At 67.9% G+C, this 16,264-nt stretch carries 16 protein-coding genes; 11 read left to right on the top strand and 5 right to left on the bottom strand.

The features are described 5' to 3' along the window. Positions 1 to 175 precede the first annotated feature (175 nt). The gene (locus JHW38_RS13120) at positions 176 to 745 is read left to right on the top strand and encodes a hypothetical protein (RefSeq protein WP_207521773.1); all 570 of its coding nucleotides are present in this window, start codon (positions 176 to 178) and stop codon (positions 743 to 745) included. Between the two features lie 38 nt (positions 746 to 783). Further along, positions 784 to 1,596 (top strand): GH25 family lysozyme, encoded by an 813-nt coding sequence (locus JHW38_RS13115; protein WP_207521772.1) that lies wholly within the window; start codon positions 784 to 786, stop codon positions 1,594 to 1,596. Positions 1,597 to 1,645: 49 nt separating this feature from the next. On the opposite strand, the gene JHW38_RS13110 is transcribed toward JHW38_RS13115, so the two are convergent. After that, on the bottom strand, positions 1,646 to 2,695 hold the full coding sequence (locus tag JHW38_RS13110; protein ID WP_207521771.1) for an alpha/beta hydrolase family protein: 1,050 nt from the start codon (positions 2,693 to 2,695) through the stop codon (positions 1,646 to 1,648). Between the two features lie 239 nt (positions 2,696 to 2,934). Next, positions 2,935 to 3,867, bottom strand: a complete 933-nt coding sequence (locus JHW38_RS13105) for a carbohydrate kinase family protein (RefSeq protein WP_207521770.1) — start codon at positions 3,865 to 3,867, stop codon at positions 2,935 to 2,937. A gap of 454 nt (positions 3,868 to 4,321) precedes the next feature. On the opposite strand from JHW38_RS13105, the gene JHW38_RS13100 reads away from it, so the two are divergent. The 6 genes from JHW38_RS13100 to JHW38_RS13075 all read left to right on the top strand — a co-directional run bounded on the left by JHW38_RS13100 (position 4,322) and on the right by JHW38_RS13075 (position 11,008). Further along, a complete protein-coding gene (locus JHW38_RS13100; RefSeq protein WP_207521769.1) occupies positions 4,322 to 5,368 on the top strand; it encodes a rod shape-determining protein in 1,047 nt (348 codons plus the stop codon). Positions 5,369 to 5,546: 178 nt separating this feature from the next. Further along, positions 5,547 to 6,743, top strand: coding sequence for a rod shape-determining protein MreC (gene mreC / locus JHW38_RS13095; protein WP_207521768.1), 1,197 nt, complete (start codon positions 5,547 to 5,549; stop codon positions 6,741 to 6,743). Beyond that, positions 6,740 to 7,225, top strand: a complete 486-nt coding sequence (mreD, locus tag JHW38_RS13090; protein ID WP_207521767.1) for a rod shape-determining protein MreD — start codon at positions 6,740 to 6,742, stop codon at positions 7,223 to 7,225. The genes mreC and mreD overlap by 4 nt, the downstream gene beginning before the upstream one ends. A 1-nt stretch (position 7,226) precedes the next feature. Beyond that, on the top strand, positions 7,227 to 9,482 hold the full coding sequence (gene mrdA, locus JHW38_RS13085) for a penicillin-binding protein 2 (protein ID WP_207521766.1): 2,256 nt from the start codon (positions 7,227 to 7,229) through the stop codon (positions 9,480 to 9,482). After that, the gene (gene rodA / locus JHW38_RS13080) at positions 9,479 to 10,594 is read left to right on the top strand and encodes a rod shape-determining protein RodA (protein ID WP_207521765.1); all 1,116 of its coding nucleotides are present in this window, start codon (positions 9,479 to 9,481) and stop codon (positions 10,592 to 10,594) included. Before mrdA ends, rodA begins: the two co-directional genes overlap by 4 nt. Positions 10,595 to 10,666: 72 nt before the next feature. Then, positions 10,667 to 11,008, top strand: a complete 342-nt coding sequence (locus JHW38_RS13075; protein WP_207521764.1) for a hypothetical protein — start codon at positions 10,667 to 10,669, stop codon at positions 11,006 to 11,008. Between the two features lie 117 nt (positions 11,009 to 11,125). On the opposite strand, the gene JHW38_RS13070 is transcribed toward JHW38_RS13075, so the two are convergent. Beyond that, entirely contained in the window at positions 11,126 to 11,530 is a 405-nt protein-coding gene (locus JHW38_RS13070) for a hypothetical protein (RefSeq protein WP_207521763.1), read from the bottom strand. On the opposite strand from JHW38_RS13070, the gene JHW38_RS13065 reads away from it, so the two are divergent. From JHW38_RS13065 to JHW38_RS13055, 3 genes are all read left to right on the top strand, one after another. After that, positions 11,504 to 12,031, top strand: coding sequence for a hypothetical protein (locus JHW38_RS13065; protein ID WP_207521762.1), 528 nt, complete (start codon positions 11,504 to 11,506; stop codon positions 12,029 to 12,031). The two genes, JHW38_RS13070 and JHW38_RS13065, sit on opposite strands and share 27 nt — an antisense overlap. A gap of 190 nt (positions 12,032 to 12,221) precedes the next feature. Then, positions 12,222 to 12,527 carry a hypothetical protein gene (locus tag JHW38_RS13060; protein ID WP_207521761.1) on the top strand — a complete coding sequence of 102 codons (306 nt, stop codon included), beginning with the start codon at positions 12,222 to 12,224 and terminating at the stop codon, positions 12,525 to 12,527. 201 nt (positions 12,528 to 12,728) lie between these two features. Continuing rightward, positions 12,729 to 13,205, top strand: a complete 477-nt coding sequence (locus JHW38_RS13055; RefSeq protein ID WP_242690931.1) for a low molecular weight protein tyrosine phosphatase family protein — start codon at positions 12,729 to 12,731, stop codon at positions 13,203 to 13,205. A gap of 76 nt (positions 13,206 to 13,281) precedes the next feature. Here the strand turns inward: JHW38_RS13055 and JHW38_RS13050 are convergent, their stop codons facing one another. Next, on the bottom strand, positions 13,282 to 15,369 hold the full coding sequence (locus JHW38_RS13050) for a hypothetical protein (protein WP_207521760.1): 2,088 nt from the start codon (positions 15,367 to 15,369) through the stop codon (positions 13,282 to 13,284). A gap of 371 nt (positions 15,370 to 15,740) precedes the next feature. After that, positions 15,741 to 16,256 (bottom strand): hypothetical protein, encoded by a 516-nt coding sequence (locus JHW38_RS13045; protein WP_207521759.1) that lies wholly within the window; start codon positions 16,254 to 16,256, stop codon positions 15,741 to 15,743. Between the last annotated feature and the right edge of the window lie 8 nt (positions 16,257 to 16,264).

The raw sequence follows: 16,264 nt of genomic DNA, 5'->3' as shown, positions 1-16,264 counted from the left end.
CGCTGGAGGACGAATGGATTCGTTTCGCAGGTCGATCGCCGCGGCGCTGCTGTTCTTGTCGATGTTGTCGTGCGTGGCTGTAGCCGCGCCGCCGGAAGCCGCTGCTGCTGCGGCGGCTGCCGATGCGGACGAGGCCGAAAACGCGTTGACGGCCGCGCCGCGCGCACAAGCGCCCGTGCCTGCGCAGCCGCGACCACAGCCGCAGCCGGACATCGCGCCGCCCGAACCCGGCAGCCTGCGCACGCGGGCGCTGGACGCGCTGGCCGGCGCGCAGGAGCTGACCTTGTATTCGCTGCAACCCTGGGAATACCCGAGGATCCCGGCCGCGTGGGACGACCTTCCGGAGCCGCAGCGCTCGCAACGCGAGGAAGCCCTGGTCGCGCGCAGCGAGAGCCGATGGTGCAAGCGCGAAGCCTGCTTCCACCGCAACCGCGTGCTCGGCCGCACCCGCATCGGCCGCGCCGACGCAGCGGTGGTGCGGACCGCGCTCAACGAAGCGCTCGGCCGGGTGCCCGACTACGTCAGCCTGTGCGCGCCCGAGTATCGCCACGCGGTGTCGTTCGTCAGCGGCGGCCGGCGTTTCGAAGTGCTGCTGTGCTACCAGTGCGGTCAGGTACTGGTGGTCGAAAACGGCGAACAAGCCAGCGGGCAAGCGGCTTCGATGGGCGACAGGCAGGCGCTGAACGCGATCCTGCGCCGGGCCGGCATCGCGCTGGCGAAGATCCCGGTTTACGCGGAAGAATAGCGCCGCGGCCGCGCCATCGTCCGCGACTGGAAATCCGCATGCCCGACCGATTCGACCGTATCCGCTGGCGCCGCATCGTGTGGCGCACCTTGGCCGTCGCCGCGGCGGCGCTCGCGCTGAGCCTCGCCGCGCGCGGGTGGTTCCTGCACTGGCAACCCGACCGCGCGCGCTACCCGCTGCGCGGCATCGACGTGTCGCATCACCAGGGCGCGATCGACTGGAACGCGGTCGCGCGCGACGACGTCGCCTTCGCGTACCTCAAAGCCAGCGAAGGCGGCGACCATCGCGATCGCCGCTACGCGGTCAACGAACTCGAAGCGCGCGCCGCCGGCGTTGCGGTCGGCGCGTATCACTTCTTCACCTTCTGCCGCACCGGCGCGGAACAAGCGACGAACTTCCTTGCCGCCGCGCCCGCCAGCGCCGAGGCCTTGCCGCCCGCGGTGGATCTGGAATTCGGCGGCAACTGCGGCCGGCGGCCCGATGCGGCGGCGATGCGCGCCGAACTCGACGCCTTCCTGGCGCCGGTGGAGGCCGCCTACGCCAAGCCGGCGCTGCTGTACGTGACCCCGGAATTCTTCGACGCCTACCGCGAGGCGCTGCCGCCGCGGCCGCTGTGGCGGCGTTCGATCCTGCACGTACCGGATTCGCGCGCGGCCTGGACGCTGTGGCAGTACCACAACCGCGCGCGGGTCGAGGGCATCGAGGGGCCGGTCGATCTCAACGTGTTCGAAGGCAATGCCGCTGCGTTCGCGCGTTGGCGCAACAACGCCGCGCAACGCCGCGATCCCCCTGTAGGAGCGGCGCAAGCCGCGACCGCGGACTCGCCGGTCGCGACGAAAGTTTCGCCGTAGTTGCGGATCCGCGGTCGCGGCTCGCGCCGCTCCTACAGGGAGCCTGGCGTTACAGCTCGGACTTCGCCTGACCTGCGGCGGGCGCCGCCCGTGCAGCCAGCTCGCCCTTGAACTGCGCGTCGAAGAACTTCACCGCCGCAGCGTTGATGTCGCGATGCGCCTTCGCGCGATCCACGCCCGGCGCGTCGGTGCAGATCGCCGGCACCTCCTTGGCGAACCCCGCGCTGCACGGCGGCAGGAACACGTAATGCCCGGCGCCGGGCACCTCGGCGAAACCGGCCAGGGTCGGCAGCAGCGGACGGATGCGCAGGCCGTTGTCGGCCGGCGCCAGCACCTGATCCTTCTGCGCGATGTACAGGAACACCGGACGCGTCATCGCGCGGAAGCTGTCGGCGTCGAACAGGATGCTGAAGGGCGCCATCGCGAAGCCGGCGCGTACGCGCGCGTCGACGGTCGCCGGCGGATTCGCGATGGTGCGCATCTTCTCGGGCAGCGGCCGGTCGCACAGCTCCGGCATGCCCGGATGCTCGGCGCAATACTTCGGGAACAAATCGAAATCGGGCTTCGCGCCGAGCAACAGCAGCGTGGTGTAGCCGCCCGCAGAGAACCCGGCGGCGCCGATCCGCGCGGCGTCGACGTGGGCGCCGATGCGCTTGTCGGCCAGCACCGCGTCGATCGCCGCGCTGGCCTGCCACGCGCGGCCGAGCAGCGCGCGGTCGGTGCCGGCGCCGCTGACGTCGTCGTAGCTGTCGCCGGTGTGCTGCGGCGCGGCGACGATGTAGCCGTGGCGGGCCAGTTCCGCGGCGAGGTCGTAGTGGCCGTACATGCTGCCGCGGTGGCCGTGCGAGAGCACGATCAGCGGGAACGTGCCGGCTTTCGGCGCGGCGTCGCGCTGGGCCTCGACGGGGTAGGGGCCGACCTCGGTGACCGCGTCCGGCTTGGCCTCGGCGCTGGGGTAGAGGATCGCCACGGGCACTTTCGTGCCGGTGACCGATTCGCGGGTTTCCAGCGTGCCCAGGCCGACGCCGTCGGCGTGGGCCGCGCCGGCGGCGAGGGCGATGAGCAGCGGCAGCAGGCGGAGCGTGATGCGGCGCGGCATGGGGCGGATCCTGGCGGGAGGTCGCACCGATTCTATGCCTGCATGGCCTCCCTGTAGGAGCGGCGCGAGCCGCGACCGCGGGGCGGCAGATCGCGCCGGACGTTCCCCGCGCCGAAACGGTTGCGTCGTGGCTGCGGATTCGCGGCCGCGGCTCGCGCCGCTCCTACAGGAGGCGGGCATCGCCAAAAAAAATCCCGGCCGGAGCCGGGATTTTTCGGGCATCGCGAACGCCGCCGCGCTTACAGCGCGTAACCGAACTGCTGACGGAACTGTTCGGCGAACTCGGCGTAATCGAAACGCTGGTTCTGCGTGCCCGGGTGTTCGACCTTCAGCGCGCCCATCAGATTGCCCATGCGGCCGATGGTCAGCCAGTCGTAGCCCTTCTCGATGCCGAAGATCAGGCCGGCGCGGAACGCGTCGCCGCAGCCGGTCGGATCGGTCACGCGGCGCTCGTACGCCGGCGGAATGGTGTAGGTCTCTTGCGGCGTGTGGATGATCGCGCCGCGCGGGCCGAGCGTGGTGATGTAGGCCTTCACCCGCGACACGATCTGCTTCTCGTCCCAGCCGGTGCGCGTCTGCAGCAGGTTCGACTCGTAGTCGTTGACCACCACGTAATCGGCCTGCTCGATGAACGCGCGCAGTTCCTCGCCGTTGAACAGCGGCATCGCCTGGCCCGGATCGAAGATGAAGGGAATGCCGAGTTCGGCGAATTCCTTCGAGTTCTGCAGCATGCCGTCGCGGCCGTCCGGCGCGACGATGCCGAAGGTCACGCCTTCGACGTCGCGCACATGGTTGCTGTGCGAGTTCGACATCGCGCCGGGATGGAACGCGGTGATCTGGTTGTTGTCCAGGTCGGTGGTGATGAAGCACTGCGGAGTGAACTGTTCTTCGAACACGCGCACGCAATCCAGGCGGATGCCGCAGGCTTCAAGATGCGTGCGGTACGGGCCGAAATCCTGGCCGACGGTGGCCATCGGAATCGGATCGCCGCCGAGCAGCTTGAGGTTGTAGGCGATGTTGCCGGCGCAGCCGCCGAACTCGCGGCGCATGCGCGGCACCAGGAACGACACGTTCAAGATGTGGACCTTGTCCGGCAGGATGTGGTTCTTGAACTGGTCCGGAAACACCATGATGGTGTCGTAGGCCAGCGAGCCGCAGATCAGCGCAGACATGTAGGTTCACCCCGAGATGGTTTTTGGAAGCGTCGTCGTCGCGGAATCCAATCCGCGAATGCAAGAACGGGCGGTGTGTGGCCGCCCGGCGGCGGTAGGGTAGCCGTTGCGCGCGGGCGCGGCCAGTTTTTTGCGCCGCGGGGCCGGCGCGGGGCGGCAACGGGCCTGCTCGAACCCTCGTCCCGAGGGTCCCGACCGGTCGCCCTGACCGCCGCGTTTCTCACCCCGTCGTGATCCACCCGAGCCGCGACCGCCTTCGCCCCGGACCCGCCCGCCGGGTCGCCCCGGCAGCCCCCGGACCTAGGGTTATCCCCAGGGTCCCGGACCCACCCCGGCGGCCCTTGGCTGAATAGCCGGCCGACCCCGAAACCGTTGATTTTCCTTGCTCGCAGGGGGGGCGATTGCTAGGCTAACGCCCCCGCTCCGCCCCCATTTTTGACGGCCCAATCCCCCGATGTTCAAGAAGTTTCGCGGCATGTTCTCCAACGACCTGTCCATCGACCTGGGCACGGCGAATACCCTCATTTATGTCCGCGGCCAGGGCATCGTGCTGAACGAGCCGTCCGTGGTCGCGGTGCGCCAGGACCGCATGATCGGCGGCAACCGCACGGTCGCGGCGGTCGGCGGGGAGGCCAAGCAGATGCTCGGCCGCACCCCGGGCCACATCACCACCATCCGGCCGATGAAGGACGGCGTCATCGCCGACTTCACCTACACCGAGGAAATGCTCAAGCATTTCATCCGCAAGGTGCACAAGTCGCGCTTCCTGCGCCCGAGCCCGCGCGTGCTGGTGTGCGTGCCGTGCGGCTCGACCCAGGTCGAGCGCCGCGCGATCAAGGAATCGGCCGAGGAGGCCGGCGCGCGCGAGGTCTACCTGATCGAAGAACCGATGGCCGCGGCGATCGGCGCCGGCATGCCGGTGACCGAAGCGCGCGGCTCGATGGTCGTCGACGTCGGCGGCGGCACCACCGAAGTCGCGGTGATCGCGCTGAACGGCATCGTCTACTCAGCCTCGGTCCGCATCGGCGGCGACCGCTTCGACGAAGCCATCATCAACTACGTGCGCCGCACCTACGGCACCCTGATCGGCGAAGCCACCGCCGAGCGCATCAAGCTCGAAATCGGCTGCGCCTACCCGCAGGAACGCGCCAGCACCGTCGAGATCTCCGGCCGCAACCTCGCCGAAGGCGTGCCGAAGATGGTCACCATCAATTCCAACGAAGTGCTCGAAGCGCTGCGCGAGCCGCTGTCGGGCATCGTCTCGGCGATCAAGCTGGCGCTCGAGCAGACCCCGCCGGAACTGTGCGCCGACGTCGCCGAGCGCGGCATCGTGCTGACCGGCGGCGGCGCCCTGCTGCGCGACCTGGACCGCCTGATCAGCGAGGAAACCGGCCTGCACGTGCAGGTGGCCGACGACCCGCTGACCTGCGTCGCCCGCGGCGGCGGCCGCGCGCTGGAACTGGTCGACATGCACGGCAACGAGTTCTTCGCGCCCGAGTGAAGCCGGGATTGGGGATTCGTGATTCGGGATTGGCAAAAGCCTCTCGCGCTCGCAAATTCTCGATCGCGCTGTTGTGCGATAGATTTTCAATCTGTGGTTTCGTTACGCGCGCAGCGACCCATTCGCTGCGTTCGTGTTTTTACCAATCCCGAATCCCGAATCGCGAATCCCGGCACTAATGCCCCCTTACGCCGGCCCACCTACCGCAGCCCGCAGCGGCGAAGTCGCCGACACCCTGCGGCTGATGGCTTATCTGGCGCTGGCCCTGGCGCTGATCGTGCTCGACCACCGCGGCGGCTGGCTCAGCCAGGCGCGCAAGCAGGTCGCGATCGCGGTCGCGCCGCTGTGGGCCGTAGCCGGCTGGCCCGGCCGCTTGGTCGAACGCGTCAGCGACGACGCGGGCACGCTGAGCCAGCTCACCGAAGAAAACCGCCGCCTGCGCAACGAGGCGCTGTTGAACCAGGCGCGCATGGCGCGCCTGCAATCGGTCGCCGCCGACAACCTGCGCCTGCGCGGGCTGCTGGAAGCGGCCGAGCGCGGTAACCTCGACGTGGTCCTGGCGCCGATCCTCGACATCGACCTGGACCCCTCGCGCCAGCGCCTGATCCTCGACGCCGGCAGCCGCGAGCGCGTGCGCGTCGGCCAGACCGTGATCGACGCCGGCGGCCTGCTCGGCCAGATCACCGGCATCACCCCGATGCACGCCAGCGTGCTGCTGATCACCGACCCCTCGCACGCGGTGCCGGTCGCGGTCGCGCGCAACGGCGTGCGCCTGATCGTGTACGGCGAAGGCCGCAGCGACCACCTCACCTTGCGCAGCGTGCCGCTGTCGAGCGACGTGCGCGTCGGCGACGTGCTGGTCACCTCGGGCCTCGGCGGGCGCTTCCCGCCGGGCTTCCCGGTCGGCACCATCACCGCGCTCAAGCCCGACGACAGCCGCGCCTTCCTGCTCGGCGAAGTGAAGCCGGCGGCCCAGCTCGACCGCGGCCGCGAAGTGCTGGTGCTGCTGTCGCTGCCACCGCCGCCGGTCGATGCCGGCGGCTTCGACACCCAGCCGGCGATGCCCGAGACCGCCTCGGCGTCCTCGCCCGAGGCGCAGGCCGCGGCCGAACAGGCCGCCGCGCAGCGGCTCAGCGAGCTCAAGCAGCGCAAGCCCAAGGGGCGCAGCGCGACTTCGCCGGAAGAATTGAAGTCCGAGATCGAACCCGCGCCGCCGGCCGACGCGGCTGCGAACGCGACCGCGTCGCCCGCACGCAGCGCCGCGCAGACGCCCGCCGCGCGCCCGCAGGCGCCGCGTTCGCAATCGGCCGCGCCCGCCGCGCAACCGCCCGCGCGCACGCAACCCAGCAACGCCCCACAGGAGCCGCAGCGATGACCCGCGCCCGCCACCACTGGGTGCTGCCGGTCAGCCTCGTCGCCGCGCTCGCGCTGAGCCTGCTGCCGCTGCCGCAACTGATCGCGCCGCTGCGCCCGTACTGGCTCGGCCTGGTGCTGGCGTACTGGGTGATCGAAGACCCAGACCGCGTCGGCCTCGGCTTCGCCTTCATCGTCGGCCTGTGCGGCGACCTCGTCTCCGACGGCCTGCTCGGCGAACAAGCGCTGCGGCTGGTGGTGATGGCCTTCATCCTGCAACGCTTCCGCGCCCGCCTGCGGTTCTTCCCGCTGTCGCAACAGGCGCTGGCGATCGGCGGCCTGATGCTCAACGACCGCATCGTCACCGCCGTGGTCCATATGGTGCTGCGCGAGCCGTCGCTGCCGACCACCTACTGGCTCGGCCCGCTGATCGGCATGGCGCTGTGGCCGATGATCTTCCTGCTGCTCGACGCGCTGCGTCTGGGCACCTGGCGCCGGCGCTGACATGGGCCCGCGCCGCCGCCTGCTGAACCGCCGTCCGCGCGTGCTCAAGAACACCGCGGCCGAAGCCGACCAGTTCCGCCTGCGCGCCGCGGTCGCGTTCTTCTTCGTCCTCATCGGCGTGGTCGGCCTGGGCTTCTGGTACTTCCGCCTGCAGGTCTGGCAGCACGACGACTACGCGATGCGCTCGGAGCAGAACCGGGTCAAGCTGCGCCCGGTCGTTCCGGGCCGCGGCCTGATCTACGACCGCCGCGGCCGCATCCTCGCCGACAACGTCCCCGCGTTCCGCATCGAAGTGACCCCGTCGGAAGCCGGCGACAGCGACAAGTGGCTGCCGCAGCTCGCGCGCGTGATCGCGCTGACGCCCGACGACATCTCGCGCTTCGAAGCCGAACGCAAGGCCACCCGCGGCTTCAAGCCGATCGTGCTGAAGATGCGGGTCAGCGACGAGGAAGTGTCGGCGTTCGCGGTCGACCGCTGGCGCTTCCCCGGCGTCGAACTCGTCTCGTATCTCAACCGCCGCTACCCGTACGGCGAGCTGTTCGCGCACGTCATCGGCTACGTCGGCCGCATCGACACCAAGGACCAGGAAGCGCTCGGCGTGAATGCCGGCGTGCTGACCCACATCGGCAAGACCGGGCTGGAGCGTTCCTACGAACAACAACTGCGCGGCCAGGTCGGCTACGAACAGATCGAAACCAACGTCGACGGCCGCCCGATCCGTCAGGTCGGCCACGTCCCCGCCAAACCCGGCGCCGACCTGCGCCTGAGCATCGACCTCGACCTGCAACGCGCGATGGTCACCGCGTTCGGCGAAATGGACGGCTCGGCCGTCGCCGTCGACCCGCGCACCGGCGAAGTGCTGGCGATGGTCAGCCTGCCGAGCTACGACAGCAACCTGTTCGTCAACGGCATTTCCAGCGCCAACTACAAGGCGCTCAACGACGACCCCTCGCGCCCGCAGTTCAACCGCAACGTGCTCGGCGGCGGCCCGCCGGGTTCGACGATGAAGCCGTTCATGGCCCTGGCCGGCCTCGACAGCGGCGCGCGCCGGCCCGAAGACAAGATCCTGTCGACCGGCGAGTTCCACATTCCGGGCCAGAAGCGCGGCTACCGCGACTCGCACGGCGGCGGCCACGGCTGGATCGACCTGCGCGAATCCATCGCCCAGTCGGTCAACACCTACTACTACAAGCTCGCCCTCGACATGGGCATCCAGAAGGTCGACCAGTACATGCTGCGCTACGGCTTCGGCCAGAAGACCGGCATCGACCTGCTCGGCGAAAACGTCGGCATCCTGCCGTCGCCGGAGTGGAAGGCCAAGCGCAACAAGAAGGAAGGCTGGTACCCGGGCGAAACCGTCATCGCCGGCATCGGCCAGGGCTATTGGGTGGTGACCGCGCTGCAACTCGCGCGCGGCACCGCGGCCATCGCCAACAACGGCACCTTGCGCCAACTGCACCTCGTGCGCGAGATCCGCACCGGCTACGAATCGCCGTGGCTGCCGAAGGAACTCGACGAACCCACCCGCATCACCGACAACCCCGCGCACCTGCAAGCCGTGCACGAAGGCATGGAATCGACCATCCACGGCAGCCGCGGCACCGCGCGGGTGATGGCGCGCGGCGCGCCGTACCGCATGGCCGGCAAGACCGGCACCGCGCAGAAGGTCAGCCGCAAGGGCAACGTCAGCCTCAACCCGCATTCGCTGCCGTACCACCTGCGCCACCAGGCGCTGTTCGTCGGCTACGCGCCGGCCGAAAACCCGACCATCGCCGTCGCGGTGGTGGTCGAACACGGCGGCTACGGCGGCAGCACCGCCGCGCCGATCGCGCGCAAGATCTTCGACGCCTGGCTGCTCGGCAAGATGCCCGACCCGGCGCCCGACAAGGACGGCAAGACCGCGCCCACCGTCGCCCCGCTGGCGATGGCGCCCGGCTCGGCGCCGACCGTGACCCCGGGCCAGGGCATCGGCGAAGGCGCCGCCGTGCCGGCCGAACTCAAAGTCGTGGCCGTGCCGGTCAACGGCGCCTGGGCCAAGGCCGTCGCCCAAGCCAACGCGCGCGTCGCCGCCCAACCCGGCCACGTGCCGCAGGCCGAAGGCGGCAACGCCGCCGGCCTGCGCCCGAACCTGCCGGGTTACGTCGCGCCGCCCGCAGACGGCGCCACCGCGCCCGCGCGCAGCGACGACGCCCTGATCGAACCCAACCTGGACCCCGAAGACGACGACGTGAGCCCGACCGTGGAGCCGCAACGGTGAGAGTGATCCTGCGCTACGTGTGGGACCTGGGGCTGCGGTTCACCCGCACGTTGGACCTGATGATGCTGGCGGCCTTGCTGGCGCTGATGGTCATCGGCTTGGCCGTGCTCTACAGCGCCGGCGAACACTCCACCCGCATGGTGTTCGCCCAGGGCTCGCGCTTCGCCGTTGGCTTGGCCGCGATGTGGGGCTTGTCGCGCATGTCGATCACGCAGCTGCGCAACTGGACGCCGGTGATCTACGCCGTGTCGATGATTCCGCTGCTCGCGGTGCTGGTCATCGGCACCGGCAAGCACGGCCGCCACTGGATCGACCTGAAGGTGTTCTACTTCCAGCCGGCCGAGCTGTTGAAGCTGAGCCTGCCGATGATGGTGGCGTGGTATCTCAACCGCCAGCAGCTGCCGCCGAAGTTCCTGACCGTGTTGGTCGCCGGCGTGCTGATCGGCGCGCCGACCGTGTTGATCCTGCTGCAACCCGACTTCGGCACCGCGATGCTGGTCGGCATCAGCGGCGCGTTCGCGCTGTATCTCGCCGGCTTGTCGTGGTGGTGGTTCGTCGCCGCGTTCGGCGCGGTGTCCGCGATCGCGCCCGCGGCGTGGTTCTTCCTGCTGCGGCAGTACCAGAAAGACCGGATCCTGACGTTCTTGAATCCTGAGACCGATCCGCTGGGCACCGGCTGGAACATCATCCAGTCGAAGATCGCCATCGGTGCTGGCGGCATGACCGGCAAGGGCTGGCTGCAAGGTTCGCAGTCGCATCTGAACTACCTGCCCGAACACACCACCGACTTCATCTTCGCGGTGTTGAGTGAGGAGTTCGGTTGGTTCGGGGTCATCACGGTGCTGGCGTTGTACCTGTTCGTCGTCGGTCGCTGTCTGTGGATCGCCGCGGGCGCGCGCGATGGCTACTCGCGCTTGATCGCCGGCGCGTTGGGGTTGGCGTTCTTCGTCTACGTCATCGTCAACGGCGGCATGATTTCCGGCTTGCTGCCGGTGGTCGGCGTGCCGATGCCGTTGTTGAGCTATGGCGGCACCTCGGCCGTCTCGCTGCTCGCCGGCCTGGGTGTAGTGATGGCAGTGCGGGCCCACAAGCCGGTACACGGCGGGCGCTAACCCGCATGGCCTACCTGTAGGAGCGGCGCAAGCCGCGACCGCGAACCCGCAACAACGCCGCGACCGCCACCCATGTTCTACAGCCGCCAGGGCGAATACCTGACCGTCAGCCGCATCACCGGCCCGAGGCACAACTTGCTGCAACTGCGGCTCACGCAAGACCCGGGCGCAGAACCGCGGGTCGAGCGCATGCCCGCCATAGGCACCTGCGTACACGGCCCTTTGTCCGACCAAGCCGTGCTCGACGCCGTCATGACCGGCATCGCCCACGCAAACGCCGAGTTGGGCACCGCATACGCCATCGACCGAGCCCGCTTTATCGACAACGACTGCCCGCCGGAAGCCGTCTACGGGATGCTGGCCGCGCTCGTCATTCGGCGCCTGCACTCAGGCGGCGAGTTCGTAGCGAGCTGAATCGGCAGTCGGAGAAGGGCGTCATCTGGCTGTAGGAGCGGCGCAAGCCGCGACCGCGAACTACGCCGTCCCGCGAAATCTGATTCCGACGATAGCCGCCGCTCGCACGCCAGAACTTCAGTCGGGTTTTCTTACTCCTCGCTTTGCGCGCCTTGGCGTTGGCTCACTGGTCGTTATTGCGGCTCTGTCGAACGCCTCATCCTCTGACGACGGATCGCCCGCCAATTGCAACGCCAATTCGGGATGCTCCCGACAGAACCGAGCATTCGCGGCCAGTTCGCTCCAGCGTTGGGCCGATGCCAGTTCGTCGTCCGCTCGCTCGATCAAACCACGTTGCTGTTCTGTAGGAAGGGGATGATCCAGCGCCCCCAGGGCGACATCGAGCAAGTCGCGTGCGTCATCGGCCGCGCGGCGATGAAGCGCTGAGGTTCTGGCGTGCAAATGGCCAGGCACCGCTGGATCGAGTTTTGCCAGGCGCGAAAAGGAGAGAACGACATGATCGCCATGCAGCAAATCGGTCACCTAGCCGTTTCGAGTCACGGACTGAACTTCAATCGCGCATGGACCATAACGCCCGGGCCGCCGTTGACGATGACGGCGAACGCCGGCGCGGCGCTCTGGCACGATCAACTGTCCGGGCTCGGCGAGATTAGGAAGTACGCGCGCGAGATTCCCGAAGGGTTGAAGGTGTACTTTCAAGGAGAGATCGCGCTGATTCCGAACATGGAAACGGTGCCGCCTACGGACAATCCGTTGGTTTCCGCGGATGGGAGCTCCGATGGGCCGATCATAGCTGCTGGACATGGCAGCAAGATCCTCTACGGAAGGGAGTTCACGGTTTCGGGCGCTCCGGACGTTGAAACCGCGATTGTAGATGGCGTCGTTAGGATGACGGCGACGAGAGATGCGTGGCTGACTACCGTACGCCTGACTCAGATCGGGCCGAAGGAAGAGTTCTACCCCCTTGCCAGCGGAGATACGATCTATGTCTGCGGCAGCTACATCTCGCTCGTTCGAAAGTGATGGTGGCGGACGAAGAAGACGAGCGCGATGCCTACGCTTGCGTTTGTTGCAAAAAGGCTTTCGCGCGAGCCGTTGCGAGCGTCAAACAGGGGTGTCAAACAGGGGCCTCTGTTTGGCGGAAGCCCTGGCGCGCGACAGCCACCGCCACCCTGCGCTAAATTGCCGAACGTCCACCCAGGGCTACAGAACCATGACCAAGATCTATTGGACCCAACGCTCGATCCCCGCGCTGAAGGGCCTGTCCTTCATGGAGCGACAATCCGCCAAGTACTCGGTGCACAAGGAGGTCTGGAGCCATTGGCAGGTCTGGCTGTCCAGCTTCTTGCTGCCGATCAGCTGGATGGTGGTTCTGTGGAAAATTACGTACTTTCCCTACAAGTTCGCGGTCGTTTTGTGTCCGCTGCTGATCCTGGGCCAACTGGCGGTACTGCCGTACCACTACTTCCTGCAACACCATTTAGAGCTGAAGCCTTGGCGCAGGCCGAGTCTGAGTTAGCCGCAAGCGAGGCCGGTGTGCACGCATGACTTGGTGGGCGTTTTCAGGTTTCTGACGCGCGCCGGCATTTCGCCTCGCCTCGTTGCAGGCACCGCTGGCTCCCGCTAAAAGGTTGCTTCTTCCTGCCGGTGGCCGGCTACCATCGGCTTTCCCTTTTTTGTGGGCCGCTCTCCAGTTCGGCCTGATGCAGCTCTAGGTCACTTGAAAAAAGATCAAATCAAAGCGAAAGAAAAGCGCGAGAAGAACTGGAAGCTCCTCTACCTCCGGTCGGAAAAACTCGCCCGCGCCAAGCAGCTCGGCATCGACTACCCGCACCCCTCGAACAAGCACGAGATCGAGGACAACGAACCCCTCAACGTCCTCTTCATCTGTAGCCGAAACCAATGGCGCAGCCCCACGGCCGAGGCTGTGTGGCGCAACCACCCCGACCTACGGGCAAGGTCCGCCGGCACCAGCCCCAATGCGCGCCGGCACGTGTCCGCAGACGACATCCGCTGGGCGCACTCCATCTTCGTCATGGAGAACAAGCATCGGTCCCGGCTGATGGCCGAGTTCGGCCGCGTCATCGCCAACAAGCCGGTGCACGTGCTCGACATCCCGGACGAGTATCAGTACATGGACCCGGAGCTGGTCGATCTGCTCAAGGCCTCCGTCGGGTCCATCCTCGGGCTGCCGTAGCCCGTGCGCCCGACTTTGACGCCGAGCGTCTGCGCATTCGCTAACTCCTGCGCAACCACCGTGCGAAGCCGGCGCTTTATCCGCTACGCCCAGGCCCGCGTTCCGTCGTGAACTTCACCGCCCGCTTCGCAACCCCTCCGCTCCACTCGGTCTGCACCACCAACTCGTGATCCCCCGCAGCGGGCGCGCTAAGCCAGCGCTCGCGACCGTGACCGATCTGCACCCCATCGAGCCACCACGTCAGCCGATCCTCGGGCAGCGGCTGACCGGAACTATCGGTGAGGTTGCCTTGCAACTGCATCGGACGGCCGACACGGAAGGTCTTGCCGGCAGACGGGCTGATGAGGGCCAGCACCGGCTCGCGCTCCGGCAGTTCAACGTCGACCGGTTCGGATTCGCTGGAATGGAACCCGTCGTGCGCGATCAGCCGGACTTGTATGCGATGCGGCGGCAGCCCTTGCAGCGACAACCTCGCCTGGTTGCCGCGCAACCCGATGGCCAAGCCATGCCAAGCGTCTTTCTCGTCGCGACGCCATTGCGCCCAGACATCCTTGACGTCCGCAGCATCTAGCTTCCATTCCAGCGCGAGTTCTCGCTCGCCGCTCACTGCAGCCGCCACGTGCGTAAACCGCGGCGGCTGCGCGCCAGCCTTGCGACTCCAGCTCTGCTTGTCCGGCCCATCGATCCGCAGCGACGCACCCGGCGCGACATTGCGCAGGTACGCGCGGAACGCAAACGGCGGCGCATCATCGTCGCGACGCGCATGGCCGCCGCCACAGCAGCAACCGCCGCCTTGCGGTTCGCGCCGCATCAACACCGCTCGCGACAGAACTCCGCCTTGCTCATCCAGCAGCTGCGCGCTCCACTGCGTCGGGATTCCCAACGCAGGCGCCGCCACCTCAATACGCGCAACCGATTCGACCTCGATGCGCCCGTTCTCCAGCACCCGCCCTTGCAAGGAAATCACCGGCGTCATCCGCCACTCCGGGCCTTGATAGCGCCACGGCGGATCGGGCCACCACAGGTGTTCGAGGTAGAACGGCCGCTCCAACGGCGGCCGGATCGGGAAATCCGGCCCCAACCACTCCGGCGCCAGTCGCGGATGCGCGAGCAAGCGCCGATGCTGGTACAGCGACATCCAGCGCGGCCGGCAATAGCTCATGTAGTCGGCGACGAGCTGCGGGTCGTGAATCGTGCCGTCGCGGATGTCCAGGCCGAACTCGCCGATCGACGCCGACATGTACGGCTCATAGGTCGGATAGTTGGGATCGGTGGTGCCGGCCGCGCCGCACGGCGTGTGCTGGAAACCGTAGCCGTGCCCGGTCTCGTGCAGGAACGTCTGGTCGTTGCCGACCGCCGCCGCGCCCAGCCCGTCGTCGCCGCAGCCGGGCACACCCAGCGGAATGCCGCTCGGCAACAGGCCGTAGTACACCACGTCGTCGCGATTGCCGTCGTTGTCGCGCAGCAGCGACATCGCGTCGAGCAGATCGTTCCAGTTGTCCGAGCACTTGCCCGGCGCGACGCGCGCATCGTCCAGCGGCGTCGACCAATCCAGGTTCGAGCACACCGCGAACGAGCCGGTGGCCTGCACCGGCATCGCCGCCAGCGCGGTCGCCGCGGTGGTTTGCAGATCCGCCAGCGTCGGCGCCGGCAAGACCAATCGCGTCACCGGCGCGCCCGGCGTCGCCCGCGCCGACGTGCTGTCGCCGTCGTAGGCCACCAGGATGCCGCGCACGCGCAGCGTCTGCACCAGATGCGCGCTGACGCCCACCGACTTCTCGCTGCCGTCGTGCCCGGTCAGGCGCGCGGTCAGGCGCAACGTGCCGTAAAACTCGCTGGCCGGTATCACGAAGTTGAGGCTGCGGCCCAGGTCGCCGCGCTCGTCGCGATAGTCGGGGAACTGCACGGCGCTGACCGGGCCGCCTTGCGGCGCGTAGGTGTCGACCGGCTCGTACTCGCGCAAGCGATTCCGACGCGAGACTTCCAGCGTCCCGGTGACGTCGGCGACGATGCCCAGCAGGCCCGCGCGCACGTACACGCGCACCCATGCGGCTTTGAACGCGATCAGCTGCACCGAATTGTCGGCGCCGCGGTCGGCCGCATCGGTCAGATGCTCGTTCGCGCGGTGGTACTGGATGGCTTGGGTGACTTCGATGCCGCTCACCCGCGCCGACCACAGGCGATAGCGGTCGACGAAGGATTCCTGCCATGCGCGGTGCAGGCCGGTGGCTAGTTGATCGAGGACACGGGGCGGCATGGCAAAGTCCTTTTTGCCGAACGCGACGCAGCGTCGGACGCCCGCGCACTGGCGTGCGCAAGACCGATCCGAGCGGCGCGTAGTGCGATCAGAGGCGCGGGGCGAATGCGCAGAATGTCACTGGATAAAACGCGGGCATTCGCGCCGACCGGACATCCGGCGGGGAACGCCGGTCGGTGAAGTCGTCGCCCCTTCGCGGTGGATCAGCCGCCCTTCGGCTCAGATCGAAGAACGCCTTCCATCGAATCGAGAACCTTCCACGCCCCGGATGCGCAGTCTCAGGCCGATGGGTCGCTCGTGCAGAGCCAGTTCGCAGCCTGCGCCTCAAGCCGCTCCTGCATGTCGCGCATCACGATCCGATGCATCGCCGAAATCGTGAACTCGATGAAGGGGCGCAACAGCCGAAGCCAACGCGACTGCAGTTCGTAGCGGGTAAGCATATGCACCGAGCAAGCCCCGTCGCCATCGGCGACGACGCTAATGCTGCCGCCCCTGAGCGCGATGCTGCGGCAGTAACGGATGCTGTGCTCGATCACCTCGAACTCGACGCGTTCCCCCGGGACCACCTCGGTGATCCGCTTGGCGAGATAGCCGCCATCGCTGTACATGCACCGCGACGTATCGCCGACCTTGCCGGCGCAGCCGGTCGTGCGCATCGGCACCGGCAGCACGCTGCGCAGGAACAGCGACGGTTTGCGCTGGATGTGCTCGTAGAAGCACACCGCGTTCCACGCGTCTTCGGCGCGGCAGGCGATGCGCTGGGTGGTTTCGGCAATGCCGGGCGATGCGGTCATGGGTGGGT

The organism is Lysobacter enzymogenes (genome assembly GCF_017355525.1).
GTDB lineage: Bacteria > Pseudomonadota > Gammaproteobacteria > Xanthomonadales > Xanthomonadaceae > Lysobacter > Lysobacter enzymogenes_C.
This window is presented reverse-complemented; position numbering and strand designations above follow the sequence as displayed.

What these genes read in the sequence shown, in the direction of transcription:
- JHW38_RS13115 (WP_207521772.1), top strand. Translation starts at nt 784, where the DNA reads ATGCCCGACCGATTCGACCGTATCCGCTGGCGCCGCATCGTGTGGCGC.
- JHW38_RS13110 (WP_207521771.1), bottom strand. Translation starts at nt 2,695, where the DNA reads ATGCCGCGCCGCATCACGCTCCGCCTGCTGCCGCTGCTCATCGCCCTC.
- JHW38_RS13105 (WP_207521770.1), bottom strand. Translation starts at nt 3,867, where the DNA reads ATGTCTGCGCTGATCTGCGGCTCGCTGGCCTACGACACCATCATGGTG.
- JHW38_RS13100 (WP_207521769.1), top strand. Translation starts at nt 4,322, where the DNA reads ATGTTCAAGAAGTTTCGCGGCATGTTCTCCAACGACCTGTCCATCGAC.
- mreC (WP_207521768.1), top strand. Translation starts at nt 5,547, where the DNA reads ATGCCCCCTTACGCCGGCCCACCTACCGCAGCCCGCAGCGGCGAAGTC.
- mreD (WP_207521767.1), top strand. Translation starts at nt 6,740, where the DNA reads ATGACCCGCGCCCGCCACCACTGGGTGCTGCCGGTCAGCCTCGTCGCC.
- mrdA (WP_207521766.1), top strand. Translation starts at nt 7,227, where the DNA reads ATGGGCCCGCGCCGCCGCCTGCTGAACCGCCGTCCGCGCGTGCTCAAG.
- JHW38_RS13075 (WP_207521764.1), top strand. Translation starts at nt 10,667, where the DNA reads ATGTTCTACAGCCGCCAGGGCGAATACCTGACCGTCAGCCGCATCACC.
- JHW38_RS13065 (WP_207521762.1), top strand. Translation starts at nt 11,504, where the DNA reads ATGATCGCCATGCAGCAAATCGGTCACCTAGCCGTTTCGAGTCACGGA.
- JHW38_RS13060 (WP_207521761.1), top strand. Translation starts at nt 12,222, where the DNA reads ATGACCAAGATCTATTGGACCCAACGCTCGATCCCCGCGCTGAAGGGC.
- JHW38_RS13045 (WP_207521759.1), bottom strand. Translation starts at nt 16,256, where the DNA reads ATGACCGCATCGCCCGGCATTGCCGAAACCACCCAGCGCATCGCCTGC.